Source organism: Cupriavidus necator N-1, from assembly GCF_000219215.1.
Taxonomy (GTDB): domain Bacteria; phylum Pseudomonadota; class Gammaproteobacteria; order Burkholderiales; family Burkholderiaceae; genus Cupriavidus; species Cupriavidus necator.
In genome coordinates this window covers 62,579-77,730 of sequence record NC_015726.1, presented here as the reverse complement: position 1 = coordinate 77,730, position 15,152 = coordinate 62,579, and the positions used below count along the sequence as shown (strand labels likewise).

Sequence of the window (15,152 nt, the reverse complement as noted above, 5' to 3'; positions counted from 1 at the left end):
GCGTCAGGCCCGCTGCGGACGCTCGCGCAGGTCGGGCAGGAAGACCGTCAGCAGGCCCAGCAGCGGCAGGTAGGCGCAGTACTCGTACACCGCGCGGATGCCGTGCGTATCGGCCATGCCCCCCAGCACCGCGGCGCCGATGCCACCCATGCCGAAGGCAAAGCCGAAGAACAGGCCCGACACCATGCCCACCTTGCCGGGAATCAGCTCCTGCGCGAACACCAGGATCGCCGAGAACGCCGAGGCCAGGATAAAGCCGATGATGAAGGTCAGCACCGTGGTCCAGAACAGGCCCACGTGCGGCAGCATCAGGGTGAACGGCGCCACGCCCAGGATCGACGCCCAGATCACGCGCTTGCGGCCGATGCGGTCGCCGATCGGGCCGCCCAGGATGGTGCCCGCCGCCACCGCGGCCAGGAACATGAACAGGTGCAGCTGCGCGTCCTGGCGCGCCAGCCCGAAGCGCTCCATCAGGTAGAAGGTGTAGTAAGAGGTCAGGCTGGCCATGTAGAAGTACTTGGAGAACACCAGCACCATCAGCACCACCATGGCTCGCACCACCACGCGCGTGGGCACCGGGCTGGCCACCGCGCCCGCGGCCTTGCGCTTGCGCGCGCCCTGCGCCAGCTGGCGCGCATACCAGCCGCCGATGCGCCACAGCACCACCATGCCCACCAGCGCCGCCAGCGAGAACCAAGCCAGGCTGGCCTGCTGGTGCACGATCAGCGCGGCCAGCAGCGGCCCCATGGCGCTGCCGCCGTTGCCGCCGACCTGGAAGATCGACTGCGCCAGCCCGTGCTGGCCGCCAGAGGCCATGCGCGCCACGCGCGACGACTCAGGGTGGAAGATCGACGACCCCGTGCCGACCAGCGCGGCGGCCACCAGCAGCACGCCGTAGGTCGGCGCCACCGACAGCAGCAGCAGGCCCGCCAGCGTGAACGCCATGGCGATGGCCAGCGAATGCGGCTTGGGATGCTTGTCGGTGTACAGGCCCACCACCGGCTGCAGCAGCGACGCCGTGACCTGGTAGGTCATGGTCAGCAGGCCGATCTGGGTGAAGCTCAGGTTGAAGCCCCCCTTGAGCATCGGATAGATCGCCAGGATCAACGACTGGATCATGTCGTTGAGGAAGTGGGCGAAGCTGATCGCCGACAGCACGCGGAAACCGGTGCGTTCGGCCTGGGGGGATGTCGCGGATGGTGTCGCGCCAGCAGGCGCGGAGTCGATGGTTGTGCTCATTGGCGGCTCTCGACAGACGGAAAGCGGCCAGCGGGGGCGCCGGCCTGGATGGAATTTAGCACCGATGCTAGCTGGCGCCCCGGCGCCTGTCCTGCGAGAATAGGTCCGTAACCTTGGAGAAAAGGACATGCCGCGCGCCCCTCGCCCCCTTTCTGCTTCCGGCGCGGCCCGCCGCCGCGACCAGCATGCGCCCCCCGCCCCCACGCCCGAGACGCTGGCGCTGGCCGACACCTACGCCGAGCCCCCGCCCTACGTCCGCTTCGACCGCAGCCCCCTGCCCGTCACCGCCATGGCCGCCGACTACCTGCCCGGCCACGTGACCAACCCGCACCAGCATCCGCACGCGCAGCTGATCCATGCAGTGCACGGCGTGATGGTGGTGGCCACCGCCGAAGGCCAGTGGATCGTGCCGCCCACGCGCGGCATGTGGATGCCGGGCGGCACCACGCACTGGATCCGCATGGTCGGCCGGGTGCAGATGCGCACCGCCTATATCCGCCCCGATGCCGCGCCCGACCTGCCGCAGCGCTGCACCGTCCTGGGCATCTCAGCGCTGCTGCGCGAGCTGATCCTGGCGGCGATCGACATCCCCCTGCCCTACGCCCCCGACACGCGCGACGCGCGGCTGATGCGGCTGTTGCTCGATGAAGTGATGCTGGTGCCGTCGCTGCCGCTGCACCTGCCGCGCCCGGCCGATGGCAGCCTGCGGCAGATCTGCGATGCCATCACCGGCGCGCCCGATACGGCGCTGACGCTGGCGGACTGGGGTTCACGGCTGGAGGTGGACCCCAAGACCATCCAGCGCCGCTTTGCGCGTGAAACCGGGATGACCTTCGGGCAATGGCGCCAGCAGGCGCGCCTGCTGGCGGCGCTGGAGAAGCTGGCTGCCGGCAGCAAGGTGGTGGATGTGGCGCTGGACCTGGGCTACGACAGCCCGAGCGCGTTTGCGACCATGTTCAGGCGGCAGTTCGGCGTGCCGCCAAGTGCGTTCTTCCGCTGAGCGGGGCGCCGGGCCGGTCAGCGCTTCAGGTAGCGCTCCACCAGCCGCGTCCAGTAGGCCGCGCCGACGGTCAGGTTATCGTCGTTGAAGTCGTAGCCGGCGTTGTGCAGCAGCGGCTGGTTGGCGCCGTTGCCCAGCCGCACGAAGCAGCCCGGGCGCTGCTGCAGGAAGTAGGCAAAGTCCTCGCTGCCGGCGATGCGCGCGGCCTGGTCCACCACCTTGTCGGCGCCGACCAGCTCCTCGGCCACCTGGCGCGCGAACTCGGTCTCGCGCTCGCTGTTGACCAGCACCGGGTAGCCGCGCACGTAGTCGACTTCGGCCACCGCGCCGTAGCCCTCCGCGTGCGAGGTGGCCAGCTGGCGGATGCGGTTCTCCACCGATGCGCGCACCTCGGGGTTGAACGAGCGCACGCTGATCTCCATGCGCGCATTGTCCGGGATCACATTAGGCGCGTGGCCGGCGTGCAGCGTGCCGATCGTCACCACTGCGGTCTCGTTCGGGTCGACATAGCGCGCCACCACCGACTGCAGTGCCATCACCAGGCTGCCTGCCACCAGGATCGGATCGACCGACTGGTGCGGGCGCGCGGCGTGGCCGCCCTTGCCGCGGATGGTGATGGTGACCGTGTCGCACGCCGCCATGAAGGGGCCCGAGCGGAACAGGAAACTGCCCTGCTCCACCCCCGGATGGTTGTGCAGCCCGAAGATCGCATCGCAGGGAAAGCGCTCGAACAGCCCGTCGGCCAGCATGCGCTCGGCGCCGCCGCCCGCGCCGATTTCCTCGGCCGGCTGGAAAATCAGGTGCACGGTGCCATCAAAGTTGCGCGTGCGCGCCAGTTGCTTTGCCGCGCCGAGCAGGATCGCGGTATGGCCGTCGTGGCCACATGCGTGCATGCGGCCGGCATTGACGCTGGCGTATGGCAGTGCGGTGCGCTCGTGGATCGGCAAGGCGTCCATGTCGGCGCGGATGCCCACGCTGTGCCCGCTGTCGCCGCAGCGCAGGGTGCCCACCACCCCGGTGCCGCCCACGCCGCGCGTGACCGTATAGCCCCACGCCTCCAGCAGGCTGGCGACCAGGCCTGAGGTGCGGACCTCGTCGAAGGCCAGTTCGGGATGCTGGTGGATATTGCGCCGGATGACCTCGAGTTCAGCGCGGCTGTCCAGGGTGTCGGCCAGCGCGCAGTACCGGTGCTTGAGTGGCGACGCGGGGGACGCCGTGAGGGTGGTGCCGAGGTAGGACTCGATTTCGGGGGCGTGCTCAGACATGGTGTTTTGCTCTCTGGCGAAACCTGTATAACCAGTATTTCACGCAGAAAACGCCAGCGAAACGCTAAGTGTGCGTTTACCTGTAAAACCATGTAATCGGGCCTGTTTCGGCACCGGAACTGTTGCCCTAATCGTACGCTTTGTATGGAAACCCAACGCTTTGTGTGAAAGCGTATCGCTGGGGAACCATTGCGGATGGTGTATTTGCCCGCAGCAGCGCTGCCGGCATGCGTCACCCCGAAGGGTGACGCGCTGCCACGGCCCTGCCCTCAGCGCTCGCCGTAGGGCACCACCTGCTGCGTCTGCTCGCCCAGCCCGTCCACGCCCAGGCGCATGGTGTCGCCGGCCTTCAGGAAGCGCGGCGGCTTGAAGCCCATGCCCACGCCCGGCGGCGTGCCGGTCGCGATCAGGTCGCCCGGCAGCAGCGTCATGAAGCGGCTGACATAGCTGACCACGGTGGCCACGTCGAAGACCATGGTGGCGGTGCTGCCCTTCTGCACGCGCTCGCCGTTGACCTCCAGCCACAGGCCCAGCGCCTGCGGGTCCGGCACTTCGTCGCGCGTCACCAGCCACGGGCCGGCCGGGCAGAAGGTGTCGCAGCCCTTGCCCTTGTCCCAGGTGCCGCCGCGCTCGATCTGGAACTCGCGCTCCGACACGTCATTGACCACGCAGTAGCCGGCCACGTGGTTCAGCGCCGCTTCGCGCGAGACATTGCGCGCGGTGCTGCCGATGACCACGCCCAGCTCTACTTCCCAGTCGGTCTTCTCCGAGCCGAACGGCAGCATCACCGCGTCGTCGGGACCATTCAGCGAGCTGTTGGCCTTCAGGAACACGATCGGCTCGGCCGGCAGCGGCATGCCGGCCTCGGCGGCGTGGTCGGCATAGTTCAGGCCGATCGCCACGATCTTGCCGACTCCGCTCCAGGGCACGCCATAGCGTGCGCCCTCGATCACCGGGAGCGACGCGGGGTCCACCTGCGCCAACTGCGCCAGCGCCGCCGGCGCCAGCTGCGCCGCGCCGATATCGGCCACCACGCCGGACAGGTCGCGCACGCGGCCTTGCGCATCGATCATGCCCGGGCGCTCGGCGCCGGGGTTGCCTACTCGAACCAGTTTCATCGTCGTCGTTGTCTTCAGGGGTTGTTCAGGCGGATTTCTTGAGCGCGGCGCCAGATGCGCCGGTTGCGCCGGCTTCGGCCAGGGTCTGCGCCACCACGCTCAGGACTTCCTTGGCGGTGTTCTCGGAGTGGGCGCGCAACACCTGCGCCAGGCGCGGCCGGCCGGGTTCGCGCAGCGCGGCCATAATGGCCTCGTGTTCCTCATGCGACTCCTGCCAGCGGATGGTATCGGCATTGGCCGCACCGCGCGCACGGTGCACCTTGCTCATCAGCGCGGCATAGACGCCGGCCAGCACCGGATTGGCGGCGCCGTCGATGATCAGCTGGTGGATTTCCTGGTTGATGCGGAAATAGTCGGTGCGCCGGCCGGCGGCATGCGCATCGATCATGGCCAGATGGCGCCGCTCCAGCTTGGCCATGGCCGCCACGCCCAGGCGCTGCGCGGCCAGTTCGCCCGCCAGCGCCTCCAGCCCGTGCAGGGTCTCGAAGGTGGCGCGCAACTCCTCCAGGTCCAGCGGCGCCACGCGGTAGCCGATGTACTGCCGGTGCAGCACCAGCCCCTCGGACACCAGCACCTTCAGCGCCTCGCGCAGAGGCGTCTTGGAGACATCGAAGGTCTCGCAGAAGGCCCGTTCATCGATCCTCGCGCCGGGCGGCAGTTCGCCCTCTTCGATCATGGTGCGCAGCCGGGCGGCGATTTCGGCCGACATGCCGAGCGTGCGCAGGCGCGTGGTTTGGGAAAGCGTTTGTGTCACAGACGTCACCAGAATGGGGAAATGCACCACGACAAGGCTACCACATACCAAAATTGTGCATGCGCAATATCGCAAAATCAATGACTTACACGCGTTGTAATTACAGATTACGTATCCTATACTCCGACCTGTTGCGCAAAACGCCAACAGAACTGCCTCACCCAAGGACTAAAACAGGAGACGCCGTCATGGAGACGACAAGCCGGGCGACAGTGATCACAGAGGCCAAGACCTCGGTGCGCTGGAAGATTTTTTTGATGATGCTGTTCCTCGTCGCGATCAATTACATTGACCGCGCCTCGCTGTCGGTGGCCATGCCACTGATCGCCAAGGAGTTCGACCTCAGTCCCGCCATGCAGGGGCTGATCCTCAGCTCCTTCTTCTGGACTTACGCCTTCATGCAGATCCCGGGCGGCATGCTGGCCGACAAGTACAAGCCGCGCATCGTGATTGCCTGCGCCACCGTGTTCTGGGGCTTCTTCCAGGCGATCGCGGCGGTCTGCACCAACGCCACCTCGCTGCTGATCACCCGGCTCGGGCTGGGCGCCTCCGAAGCGCCGATCTACCCGGCCGGCGGCAAGCTCAACGCCATCTGGATGACGCAGAACGAACGCGGTCGCGGCGCCACGCTGCTTGACGGCGGCGCGCCGCTGGGCGCAGCGCTCGGCTCCCTCATCATTGCCGGGCTGATCAGCGAGCTCGGCTCGTGGCGCATGTCGTTCGTGGTGGCCGGCGTCGGCACCGTGCTCGCCGGCTTCGTGGCGTGGTGGTACATCCGCAATTCGCCGCGCGAACACAGCGGCGTCAATGAACTCGAAGCGCGCCACATCGAGGAAGCACAAGCACGCGAGCACAGCGCCGAGCCGGCCAACCTGTCCGGCCGTTCGCTCGACTTCTTCAAGTACCGCTCGGTGTGGTGCATGGCCATCAGCTGGATGTGCTTCAACGCCGTCTTCTACGGCCTGCTCACCTGGATGCCGACCTACCTGAGCAAGGCCCGCGGCTTTGACCTCAAGACGATGGGCGGCGCAAGCTTCATCATCTTCATGAGCGGCTTCGTCGGCGAACTCGTCGGCGGCTGGATCGCCGACAAGTGGAAGGAAGCCGGCGGCCGCCCCAACGTGGTGATGCGCACGCTGTTCGGCATTGCGGCCGTGGTCGCCACCGTGTCGATCTTTTCGGTGGCCTATGTCACCGACGCAGTGGCCGTGGTGGCGCTGCTCTCCTCCACCCTCTTCTTCCTGCGCTGGTGCGGCCTGTTCTGGTCCGTGCCGTCGATGCTGGCCACCCGCAACAAGATTGGCTTCCTGGGCGGCCTGATGAACCTGGGCGGCAATATCGCCGGCATCAGCGTGCCGATCATCGTTGGCCTGATCGTGCAGGCCACGGGCTCCTACTTCCTGGCGCTGATGTTCTTCGCGGCAGCCGGCGTGGGTCTGTTGTTCGCTTCCACCGCGATCGACTACGAGACCAAGATCCCGGTCTGATCCGCTGCGGTACCCAAGGACCCACACTCAAACATTGCCTCATGCAAGGCAAACCACACACGCTGCGCCGGCCGCTACCGGCGCAGCGGTGGAGGAGACATGTCATGAACCGCTTCCCACGTATGCTGGCAGCCGCCCTGCTCGTGCTGGGCGCAGCGCAGGCGCACGCCGCGCCGGCAGCGCCATCGGCACCTGCCGGTGATGGACTGCCGACCGCACAACCCGAAGCCGTCGGCGTCGATTCGGCAAAACTCGTCGCACTGTCCGAATGGATCCGCCGCGACAAGCTCGACGTACGCAGCCTGCTCGTCATCAAGGACGGCAAGCTGGTGTTCGAGCGCTATGGCGACGGCCTGTCGCGCGACTACAACCACGAGCTGTATTCCGTCACCAAGTTCATCAGCGCCCTGCTGGTCGGCACGCTGGTCGGCGACGGCAAGCTGAGCGCCGAAGACACACCCGCGCAGCGCCTGGCGGCAGCGCGCCCCGACCTCGCCCCGGCACTGGCAGACAAGCAGGCGATCCAGCTGCGCCACCTGATGTCGATGTCCAGCGGCCTGTCGTACAAGCTGGTGGAAGGCACCGACACGCTCTACTACGGCGTGCCGGACCGCCTGCGCGTGGCGGCGACCGCCGCGGTGCGCACCAAGGCCGGCGCCGAGTTCGACTATATCGACGTCAATCCCGTGCTGGTCGGCGCCACCGTCACGCAGGCCGCCGGGCAGCCCGAAGACCAGTACGCCAAGGCGCGCCTGTTCGGCCCGCTCGGCATGAGCCACTACCGCTGGGACGGCGCCGACGGCAAGGGCGCGGTATCGGGCGGCTGGGGCCTGCGGCTGCGCTCCATCGACATGGCCAAGCTCGGCATGCTGATGCTGAACGAAGGTCGCTGGAACGGGCAGCAGATCGTGCCGGCCTCGTGGGTCGCACGCATGACCACGCCTGCGGGTCCGGCGAAGGACTATGGCTTCTACTGCTGGGTCAACAACATCGTGCAGAGTGAGCGCGAATTCAGCGCGATGGGCTACAAGGGCCAGTTCATCACGGTGCTGCCGAAGCAGAACGCGGTGATCGTGATGAACAGCATCATGTCCACGCAAGGCGGCCTGCGCGATGCGGCGTACCTCGACCTGTACCGGCGCATGGTCAATGACTACGTGCTGCCCGCGCTGCAGGCCGGCAAGTCGGTCAAGCCCGACGCCGCGCGCCAGGCTGCACTGCGCAAGGAACTGGAACTGGCGCGCAGCAGCCAGGGCGTACCCGGCACCGCCCTCGCCTTCAACGACAAACCCGAACAATAAACAACCGAAGCGGCGCCGCCCCCGGCATATCCAGGCGGACGGCGCCCGCTCACTCCTGAGAATGACTGAAATGACCAAGCAAATCCGCCTCGGCATGCTGACCCCGTCTTCCAACACGGCGCTCGAACCGATCACCAGCGCCATGGTCAGCGGCCTGCCCAACGTCAGCGCGCATTTCTCGCGCTTCACCGTGACCGAGATCTCGCTGCGCGACCAGGCCCTGGGCCAGTTCAACCTGGACAAGATCCTGGCCGCCGCCAGCCTGCTGGCCGATGCGCGCGTCGATGTCATCGCCTGGAACGGCACGTCTTCCGGCTGGCTCGGCTTCGACAAGGATGAAGCGCTGTGCAAGCAGATCACCGAAGCCACCGGCATCCCGGCCACCACCTCGGTGCTGGCGCTCAACGAGATCCTGGAAAAGACCGGCGCGCGCAACTTCGGCCTGGCCACGCCGTACCTGGACGATGTGCAGCAGCGCATCATCGCCAACTACGAGCGCAGCGGCTTCAACTGCGTGGCCGAGAGCCACCTGGACCTGCATGTGAACTACAGCTTCGCCGAGGTCGAGGAAGACACCATCCGCGAGATGGTGCGCGGCCTGGCCCAGCACCAGCCGCAGGCCATCACCACCTTCTGCACCAACCTGCGCGCCGCGCACCTGGCCGAAGAACTTGAAGCCGAAACCGGCATTCCGCTGTACGACACCATCTCCACCGTGGTGTGGAAGTCGCTGCGCCTGTGCGGAGTGGACACGCGCGAGCTGCGCGGCTGGGGCCGCCTGTTCCGCGAAGTGGAGTAAGCCGATGTCCGCTCACGACAGCCTCGACCTGGTGATCCGGCGCGCGGACGTGGTCACTGCCTCTGACCGCTTCCGCTGCGATATCGGCGTGCGCAACGGGCAGATCGTCGCGCTCGGCCACGCACTGCCACAAGCCGCGCGCGAGATCGATGCCGATGGCCTGCTGGCGCTGCCCGGCGGCGTCGATGGCCATTGCCACCTCGACCAGCCCATGCCCGACGGCCTGCGCATGGCCGACGACTTCTTCACCGGCACGCGTGCCGCGGTGTGCGGCGGCACCACCACCGTGATCCCGTTTGCCGCGCAGGAAAAGGGTGCATCGCTCAAGGCTGCCGTGGCGGACTACCATCGCCGCGCCGAAGGCCGCGCGGTGATCGACTACGCCTTCCACCTGATCGTGGCCGACCCCACGCCGGCGGTGCTGGCCGATGAACTGCCGACGCTGATCCGCAAGGGCTACAGCTCGTTCAAGGTCTACATGACCTATGACGACCTGAAGCTGTCCGACCGCGAAATGCTGTCGGTGCTGGACGTCGCCAAACAGAACGGCGCGCTGGTGATGGTGCATGCCGAGAACGCCGACTGCATCTCGTGGCTGACCGACAAGCTGGTCGGGGAAGGGCGCATCGCACCGCGCTTCCACGGCCTGGCACGGCCCGCCGCGGTGGAGCGCGAGGCCACGCACCGCGCCATCACCTTTGCCGAACTGGTCGACGTGCCGATCCTGATCGTGCATGTCTCGGGCAAGGAAGCGATCGAGCAGATCCGCTGGGCACAGGGCAGGGGGCTGCAGATCCTGGCCGAGACCTGCCCGCAGTACCTGTACCTGACCGCAGACGACATGGCCCTGCCCGGCGACGACGGCTACGAAGGCGCCAAGTGCGTGTGCAGCCCGCCGCCGCGCGACCCGGAGAACCAGGCCGCGGTCTGGCGCGCGCTGACCAATGGCGTGTTCAGCGTGTTCTCGTCAGACCATGCACCGTTCCGCTATGACGACCCGCAAGGCAAGCAGCCGGGCGGCGAACGGCCTTCGTTCGAGCATATCCCCAACGGCGTGCCGGGCATCGAGACGCGCCTGCCGCTGCTGTTCGACGGCGTGGCGCGCGGCAAGCTGTCGCTGCACCAGTTTGTCGAGCTGACCTCGTGGCGGCCGGCACGGCTGTATGGCCTGTATCCGCGCAAGGGCACCATCGCCATCGGCGCGGATGCGGACATCGTGCTGTGGGACCCGAACAAGCGCGTGCAGATCCGCAACAGCGCGCTGCACCACGCGGTGGACTACACGCCGTACGAAGGTATCGAAGTGACCGGCTGGCCGGTGCATTGCTTCTCGCGCGGCGAGATGCTGGTGCGCGATGGCCAGTACCAGGAACCCCAGGCCGGCCGCGGGCAGTTCCTGCCGGCGGGCGCGCCGATGCTGGGCTGATCGCCAAGCCTGCAGCCAACCTACTCCGACCATGAAACTCCTGATCGTCAATCCCAATATCAGCGAATCCGTCACGGCGCTGATCGAGGCGGAAGCGCGGCGCACCGCCGCCGCCACCACCACGCTGCAGATGGCCACCGCGGCCTTCGGCGTGGCCTATATCGAAACCCGCTTCGAGGCGCTGGTCGGCGGCTATGCCACCGCCTGCGCCGCCGCGGAACACGCCGGCCAGTTCGACGGCCTGGTGGTCGCCGCGTTCGGCGACCCCGGCCTGGCCGGCCTGAAAGAGCTGTTCGACGTCCCTGTCGTCGGCATGACCGAAGCCGCGCTGGCCAGCGCCTGCCTGCTGGGGCAGCGCTTCTCCATCATCGCGATCTCGCACCGCATCCAGGCGTGGTACCGCGAATGCGTAGCGGCCAACGGCCTGTCGTCGCGGCTGGCCAGCGTGCGTTCGCTGCAGGAGCCCCTGCGCGATATCGGCAGCGTACAGGAAGACCATGCCGCGCGGCTGGAACAACTGGCCCTGCAAGCCATCGAGCAGGACGGCGCCGACGTGATCATCGTCGCCGGCGCGCCGCTGGCGGGACTGGCACGCTCGCTGCAAGGGCGCATCCCGGTGCCGGTGGTGGATGGCGTGTCGAGCGCGGTGCGGCATTGCGAATCGCTGGTGGCCCTGCGCGCCGGCAGCGCCACGCAGGGCAGCTTCGCGCGGCCGCCGCGCAAGCCCAATGCCGGCCTGCCGCCGGCGCTGGCAAAGCTGCTCGACTGAGCGCATTCGAGCGCAAACTGAGCGCAAACTGAGCCCTGTGCAAATCTGCAATGCGCGTCCGCAAGGACGCGCATTGCTGCATAAGGGGGGCGATCCTAGACTGCCTGCACGGCCGCCGCATGGCGTGGCGGCCAGGCAACCACTACAGGATCGCAATGAAGCTCTACTACACTCCGGGCGTCTGCTCGATGGCCGTCCATATCGCCCTGCGCGAAGCCGGCCTGCCGGTCACGCTGGCCAAAGTCGACCTGCTCCACCACAAGCTGGCCGTGCCTGAAAACGGCACCGACGACTACTACACCATCAACCCGCGCGGCTACGTGCCGCTGCTGCAGCTCGACGACGGCTCGCGCCATACCGAGGCGGCATCGCTGCTGCAATACATCGCCGACCTGGTGCCCGAACGCGCGCTGCTGCCCGCCGCCGGCACGCGCGAGCGGCTGGAAGCCACCGGCTGGATCACGCTGGTCTCAACGGAACTGCACAAGGTCTTCAGCCCGTGGCTGTGGCACAAGGAAACCGCGCAGAGTACGGTAGAGGCCTGCAAGGCCAAGCTGCAACTGCGCTTTGCTGAGCTCGACAAGCACCTGCAGGGCCGCCAGTACCTGACCGGCGACACCTTTACCGTGGCCGACGCCTACTGCTTCACCATCCTCGGCTGGGCCCGCATGCTGATGATGCCGCTGACGGCATACCCCACGCTACAGGACTACCTGTCGCGCATCGCCGCGCGGCCGGCGGTGCAGGAAGCCATGCGCGCCGAAGGGCTCGTGCGCGACTGATCAGCGCATGGCGGGTGCGGGCACGCGATAGTGGTCCTGCGTCAGCAGGTCCAGCCCGCACGCCAGCGCGTCGATCCAGTCAATAAAGCGCGCCACCATGTGCTTGCCGCGAAACGACGGCCCGTGCTGCGGCACGATCCATTCGATATCCATCGACCGCGCCATGGCTGCCCACAGCCGGCACGCGCGGCTGCCGCTCATGTAGCGCTGGTGGAACGGCAGCATCAGGCGAGTATGCGCATCGAAATCCGTCACCGTGGTGCCGGCCGCTTTGGCGCCTGTCATGGCCGCGCCGAGATCGCCCGAGAACAGGATCTTGCTGATCGGATCGTAGAACTGGAAATTGCCTTCGGAATGCAGGAAGTGCGCTGGCACCGCGACCAGGGAGCTGTGCCCGAGCGGGATATGCATGCCCGCATCGGGAATCGTCACGATGCGCCCGGCCGTCTTACCGGCCTGGCAGAAATGCGGAAGGAAGCGCGCCCACACGCTGGAAATCAAGATGCGGCAGTCAGAGCCCGTCAGCCAGCGTCCGACCGATGCGACGATGTCCGGATCGGCATGCGAAGCCAGCACGTAGTCGAGTTGCTTGGGCGGAAAGTAGCGGCTGATGGTGAGATACAGCTCGCTGTAGGTCATCTGCCCGCCGGGATCGATCAGCGCGCCATGCCCGTGGTCGACGACCAGGAACTGGTTGGTCTGCACCGCTTCGCCATGCGCTTCCTCGACCAGGTCGGTGAACATCAGGCAGGTGTGCCCGTCCGCGTCGTACAACGTGATTCCCATTGCCTCGCTCCGCTCGTCGCAAGCGGCGACGTTACTCAGCGAATCCCATTGCAAACTTGATGCAAATCAATGGGGGAGGGAACACGCGCCCCCCAGCGGCCGGACTGTCGTCAGGCGTGTACACCCCGGCCGGGCGTCGCGCGCGTCAGCGCGGGCTGGCCAGCAGTTCTTCGATCTTGGCGACGAACTTCTTGTCGTCAGGCGTGGTCTTGCTGTTGTAGCTGCCCACCACCTGGCCGTTGCGGCCGATCAGGTATTTGTAGAAGTTCCACTTGGGCGCGGTGCCGGTTTCCTTCGCCAGCAGCGCGTACATCGGGTTGGCCTCGCTGCCGCGCACGTGCGACTTGCCCAGCATCGGGAACTTGACGCCGTAGGTGTTGTAGCAGAAGTCCGCGATCTGCTTCTCCGAGCCGGGCTCCTGCGAGAAATCGTTCGACGGGAAGCCCAGCACGACCAGGCCGCGGTCACGGTACTTGCTGTAGAGCGCCTCCAGCCCTTCGTACTGGGGCGTGAAGCCGCAGTAGCTGGCGGTGTTGACCACCAGCACGACCTTGCCCGCGTACTGGCAGAGGTTTTGCGGGGCTTCATCCTGCAGGCGCGGGAACTTGAAGTTGAGCGACGCCGGGCAGGCGCCTGTTGCCTGCGGTGCAGGCGCGGCGGCCGGCTTGTCGGCGGCGCGGGCAGGGTGCGGCAATAGCGCGGCGCCGGCTGCGGCCAGCGCCAGCGCGCCGGCGAGGGCGGCCGGGCGCAGTTGTCGGAGTGTGGCGGACGAGGGGAAACGACGAGTCATGGCGATGGGGCTCCGGAAGGCGGCTCGCTGTATCGGGTACGCCATAGTCTACGCCGGTAGCGGCTTTCCGGCAGGCCGGCTCAATCCATCGCCAGCGTGGCGGCGTGTTCGGTGACGCTGCCGCGCAGCTCCAGGTCCGGCATGCGGCGCACGATCAGCAGTGCCAGCACCGCCGCCGCCGCGCCCGCGGCAAAGATCAGGTGGAAGCCCGACTCCACGCCGCCCGCCAGCACCGCGCGCACGGACGGCGACAGTTGCGCAAAGGCCTCGCTGCCGTGGCGCAGCGCGCCCAGGTCCAGCGCCTGCGTGACCCCCGATGCCGCCAGCGCATGGCGGAATTCCAGCGTCAGCAACGTACCAGCCAGCGCCCCACCGATCGCACTGCCTAGGGAGCGCAGCACCAGCAGCGCGCCGGTGCCGGCGCCGGTATCGCGGCGCTCGAGCACGTTCTGCACACTGATCAGCGTCGACACCATGGTCATGCCCAGGCCCACGCCGGCCAGCGTCATCGCCGCCAGCACCACGGCCAACGGCATCGCGGGGGTCACCAGCGCCAGCACGATCAGCCCCAGCGCGGCAGCGATATAGCCGCCCGTCAGGATGCCGCGCATGCGGCCCACGCGGGGCGCCAACCACGCGACGATAAAGTTGCCCGCCACGGTGGCCAGCAGGAACGGCATCACCAGCAGGCCGGAGGTCGATGCATCGGCGCCACGCACCAGCTGGAAGTGCAGGGGCAGGGCAAAGATGCACAGGAAGATATCGAGCGCGGCCAGCGCCGAGGCGGCCACGCCCATCACATAGGCACGGTTGGCAAACAGGCGCGGCGGCAGCATCGGGTCCGCGGCGCGGCGCTCCTGCCAGGTCAGCAGGACCACGGCGGCCACGGCGGCCAGGAGCAGGGCGCCCAGCTCTGGCGAGAGCCAGTCGTAGACGTCGCCGCCCCAGCTCATCGCCAGCAGGAAGGCGACGATGGCCACCGCCAGCAGCAGCGCCCCCGGCCCAGTCCACGCGCGCACGCCCGCCACGCGGCGGCAGCATGGCCAGCCCGCGGTAGCACATCAACATCGCCAGCAGGCCCAGCGGCACGTTGACCCAGAACAGCCAGCGCCACGACATATGGTCAGAGACCCAGCCGCCCACCAGCGGCCCGGCGATCGACGCCACCGCCCACACCGTGGCTAGGTAGCCCTGGTAGCGCCCGCGCTGGCGCGGCGCCACCACATCGGCAATGGCCGCCTGCGCCAGCGACATCAGCCCGCCGCCGCCCACGCCCTGCAGCGCGCGGAACATGATCAGCTGGCCCAGCGTCTGCGCCAGCGCGCATGCCACCGAGGCGCCGATAAACAGCATGATCGCCACCATCAGCAGGCGCCGCCGGCCAAAACTGTCCGACAGCTTGCCATACAGCGGCGTGGTCACCGTCGACACGATCAGGTACGCCGTCACGATCCACGACAGGTGGCTGAAGCCGTTCAGGTCATTGGCGATCGCCGGCACCGCCGGGATCACCACGGTCTGGTCGAGCGCGGCCAGCAGGATGCACAGCACGATGCCGCCGATCACCCGCATCACGGCGCGATGGTCGTGGGCGGGCAGGGCCGGCGTGGTGTCCCGGGCGGATGCGGCAGAAGAG

The 15,152-nt window shown here is 67.7% G+C and carries 13 protein-coding genes and 1 pseudogene; 7 read left to right on the top strand and 7 right to left on the bottom strand.

Translation table 11 applies throughout. The features are described 5' to 3' along the window. Positions 1 to 3: 3 nt before the first annotated feature. Positions 4 to 1,239: an MFS transporter gene (locus tag CNE_RS00365; protein ID WP_041227674.1), complete on the bottom strand. Its 1,236-nt coding sequence runs from the start codon at positions 1,237 to 1,239 to the stop codon at positions 4 to 6. A gap of 127 nt (positions 1,240 to 1,366) precedes the next feature. Between CNE_RS00365 and CNE_RS00360 the strand changes: the two genes are divergently transcribed. After that, positions 1,367 to 2,239 (top strand): AraC family transcriptional regulator, encoded by an 873-nt coding sequence (locus tag CNE_RS00360; RefSeq protein WP_013955172.1) that lies wholly within the window; start codon positions 1,367 to 1,369, stop codon positions 2,237 to 2,239. A gap of 17 nt (positions 2,240 to 2,256) precedes the next feature. On the opposite strand, the gene CNE_RS00355 is transcribed toward CNE_RS00360, so the two are convergent. From CNE_RS00355 to CNE_RS00345, 3 genes are all read right to left on the bottom strand, one after another. Next, entirely contained in the window at positions 2,257 to 3,504 is a 1,248-nt protein-coding gene (locus tag CNE_RS00355) for a M20 aminoacylase family protein (protein WP_013955170.1), read from the bottom strand. Between the two features lie 269 nt (positions 3,505 to 3,773). After that, on the bottom strand, positions 3,774 to 4,622 hold the full coding sequence (locus CNE_RS00350) for a fumarylacetoacetate hydrolase family protein (RefSeq protein ID WP_013955169.1): 849 nt from the start codon (positions 4,620 to 4,622) through the stop codon (positions 3,774 to 3,776). A gap of 25 nt (positions 4,623 to 4,647) precedes the next feature. Further along, positions 4,648 to 5,376, bottom strand: coding sequence for a GntR family transcriptional regulator (locus CNE_RS00345; protein WP_193351031.1), 729 nt, complete (start codon positions 5,374 to 5,376; stop codon positions 4,648 to 4,650). A 188-nt stretch (positions 5,377 to 5,564) separates the two neighbouring features. Here CNE_RS00345 and CNE_RS00340 point away from each other — a divergent pair, with 188 nt between their 5' ends. From CNE_RS00340 to gstA, 6 genes are all read left to right on the top strand, one after another. Next, the gene (locus CNE_RS00340; RefSeq protein ID WP_013955167.1) at positions 5,565 to 6,863 is read left to right on the top strand and encodes an MFS transporter; all 1,299 of its coding nucleotides are present in this window, start codon (positions 5,565 to 5,567) and stop codon (positions 6,861 to 6,863) included. A gap of 104 nt (positions 6,864 to 6,967) precedes the next feature. Then, positions 6,968 to 8,164, top strand: coding sequence for a serine hydrolase domain-containing protein (locus CNE_RS00335; RefSeq protein WP_013955166.1), 1,197 nt, complete (start codon positions 6,968 to 6,970; stop codon positions 8,162 to 8,164). 70 nt (positions 8,165 to 8,234) lie between these two features. Continuing rightward, positions 8,235 to 8,963 carry a maleate cis-trans isomerase family protein gene (locus CNE_RS00330; RefSeq protein ID WP_041227670.1) on the top strand — a complete coding sequence of 243 codons (729 nt, stop codon included), beginning with the start codon at positions 8,235 to 8,237 and terminating at the stop codon, positions 8,961 to 8,963. 4 nt (positions 8,964 to 8,967) lie between these two features. Beyond that, positions 8,968 to 10,389, top strand: a complete 1,422-nt coding sequence (hydA, locus tag CNE_RS00325; RefSeq protein ID WP_013955164.1) for a dihydropyrimidinase — start codon at positions 8,968 to 8,970, stop codon at positions 10,387 to 10,389. 31 nt (positions 10,390 to 10,420) lie between these two features. After that, positions 10,421 to 11,158, top strand: a complete 738-nt coding sequence (locus CNE_RS00320) for an aspartate/glutamate racemase family protein (RefSeq protein WP_013955163.1) — start codon at positions 10,421 to 10,423, stop codon at positions 11,156 to 11,158. Between the two features lie 155 nt (positions 11,159 to 11,313). Continuing rightward, positions 11,314 to 11,940 carry a glutathione transferase GstA gene (gstA, locus tag CNE_RS00315; RefSeq protein ID WP_013955162.1) on the top strand — a complete coding sequence of 209 codons (627 nt, stop codon included), beginning with the start codon at positions 11,314 to 11,316 and terminating at the stop codon, positions 11,938 to 11,940. Here gstA and CNE_RS00310 read toward each other — a convergent pair whose 3' ends face one another. The 3 genes and pseudogenes from CNE_RS00310 to CNE_RS00300 all read right to left on the bottom strand — a co-directional run bounded on the left by CNE_RS00310 (position 11,941) and on the right by CNE_RS00300 (position 15,088). Then, complete coding sequence (locus tag CNE_RS00310; protein WP_013955161.1) at positions 11,941 to 12,726, bottom strand: oxygen-binding di-iron domain-containing protein; 786 nt, start codon at positions 12,724 to 12,726, stop codon at positions 11,941 to 11,943. Positions 12,727 to 12,871: 145 nt separating this feature from the next. Beyond that, the gene (locus CNE_RS00305; protein ID WP_013955160.1) at positions 12,872 to 13,516 is read right to left on the bottom strand and encodes a glutathione peroxidase; all 645 of its coding nucleotides are present in this window, start codon (positions 13,514 to 13,516) and stop codon (positions 12,872 to 12,874) included. An 80-nt stretch (positions 13,517 to 13,596) separates the two neighbouring features. Continuing rightward, a pseudogene (locus CNE_RS00300) lies at positions 13,597 to 15,088 on the bottom strand (MDR family MFS transporter). Between the last annotated feature and the right edge of the window lie 64 nt (positions 15,089 to 15,152).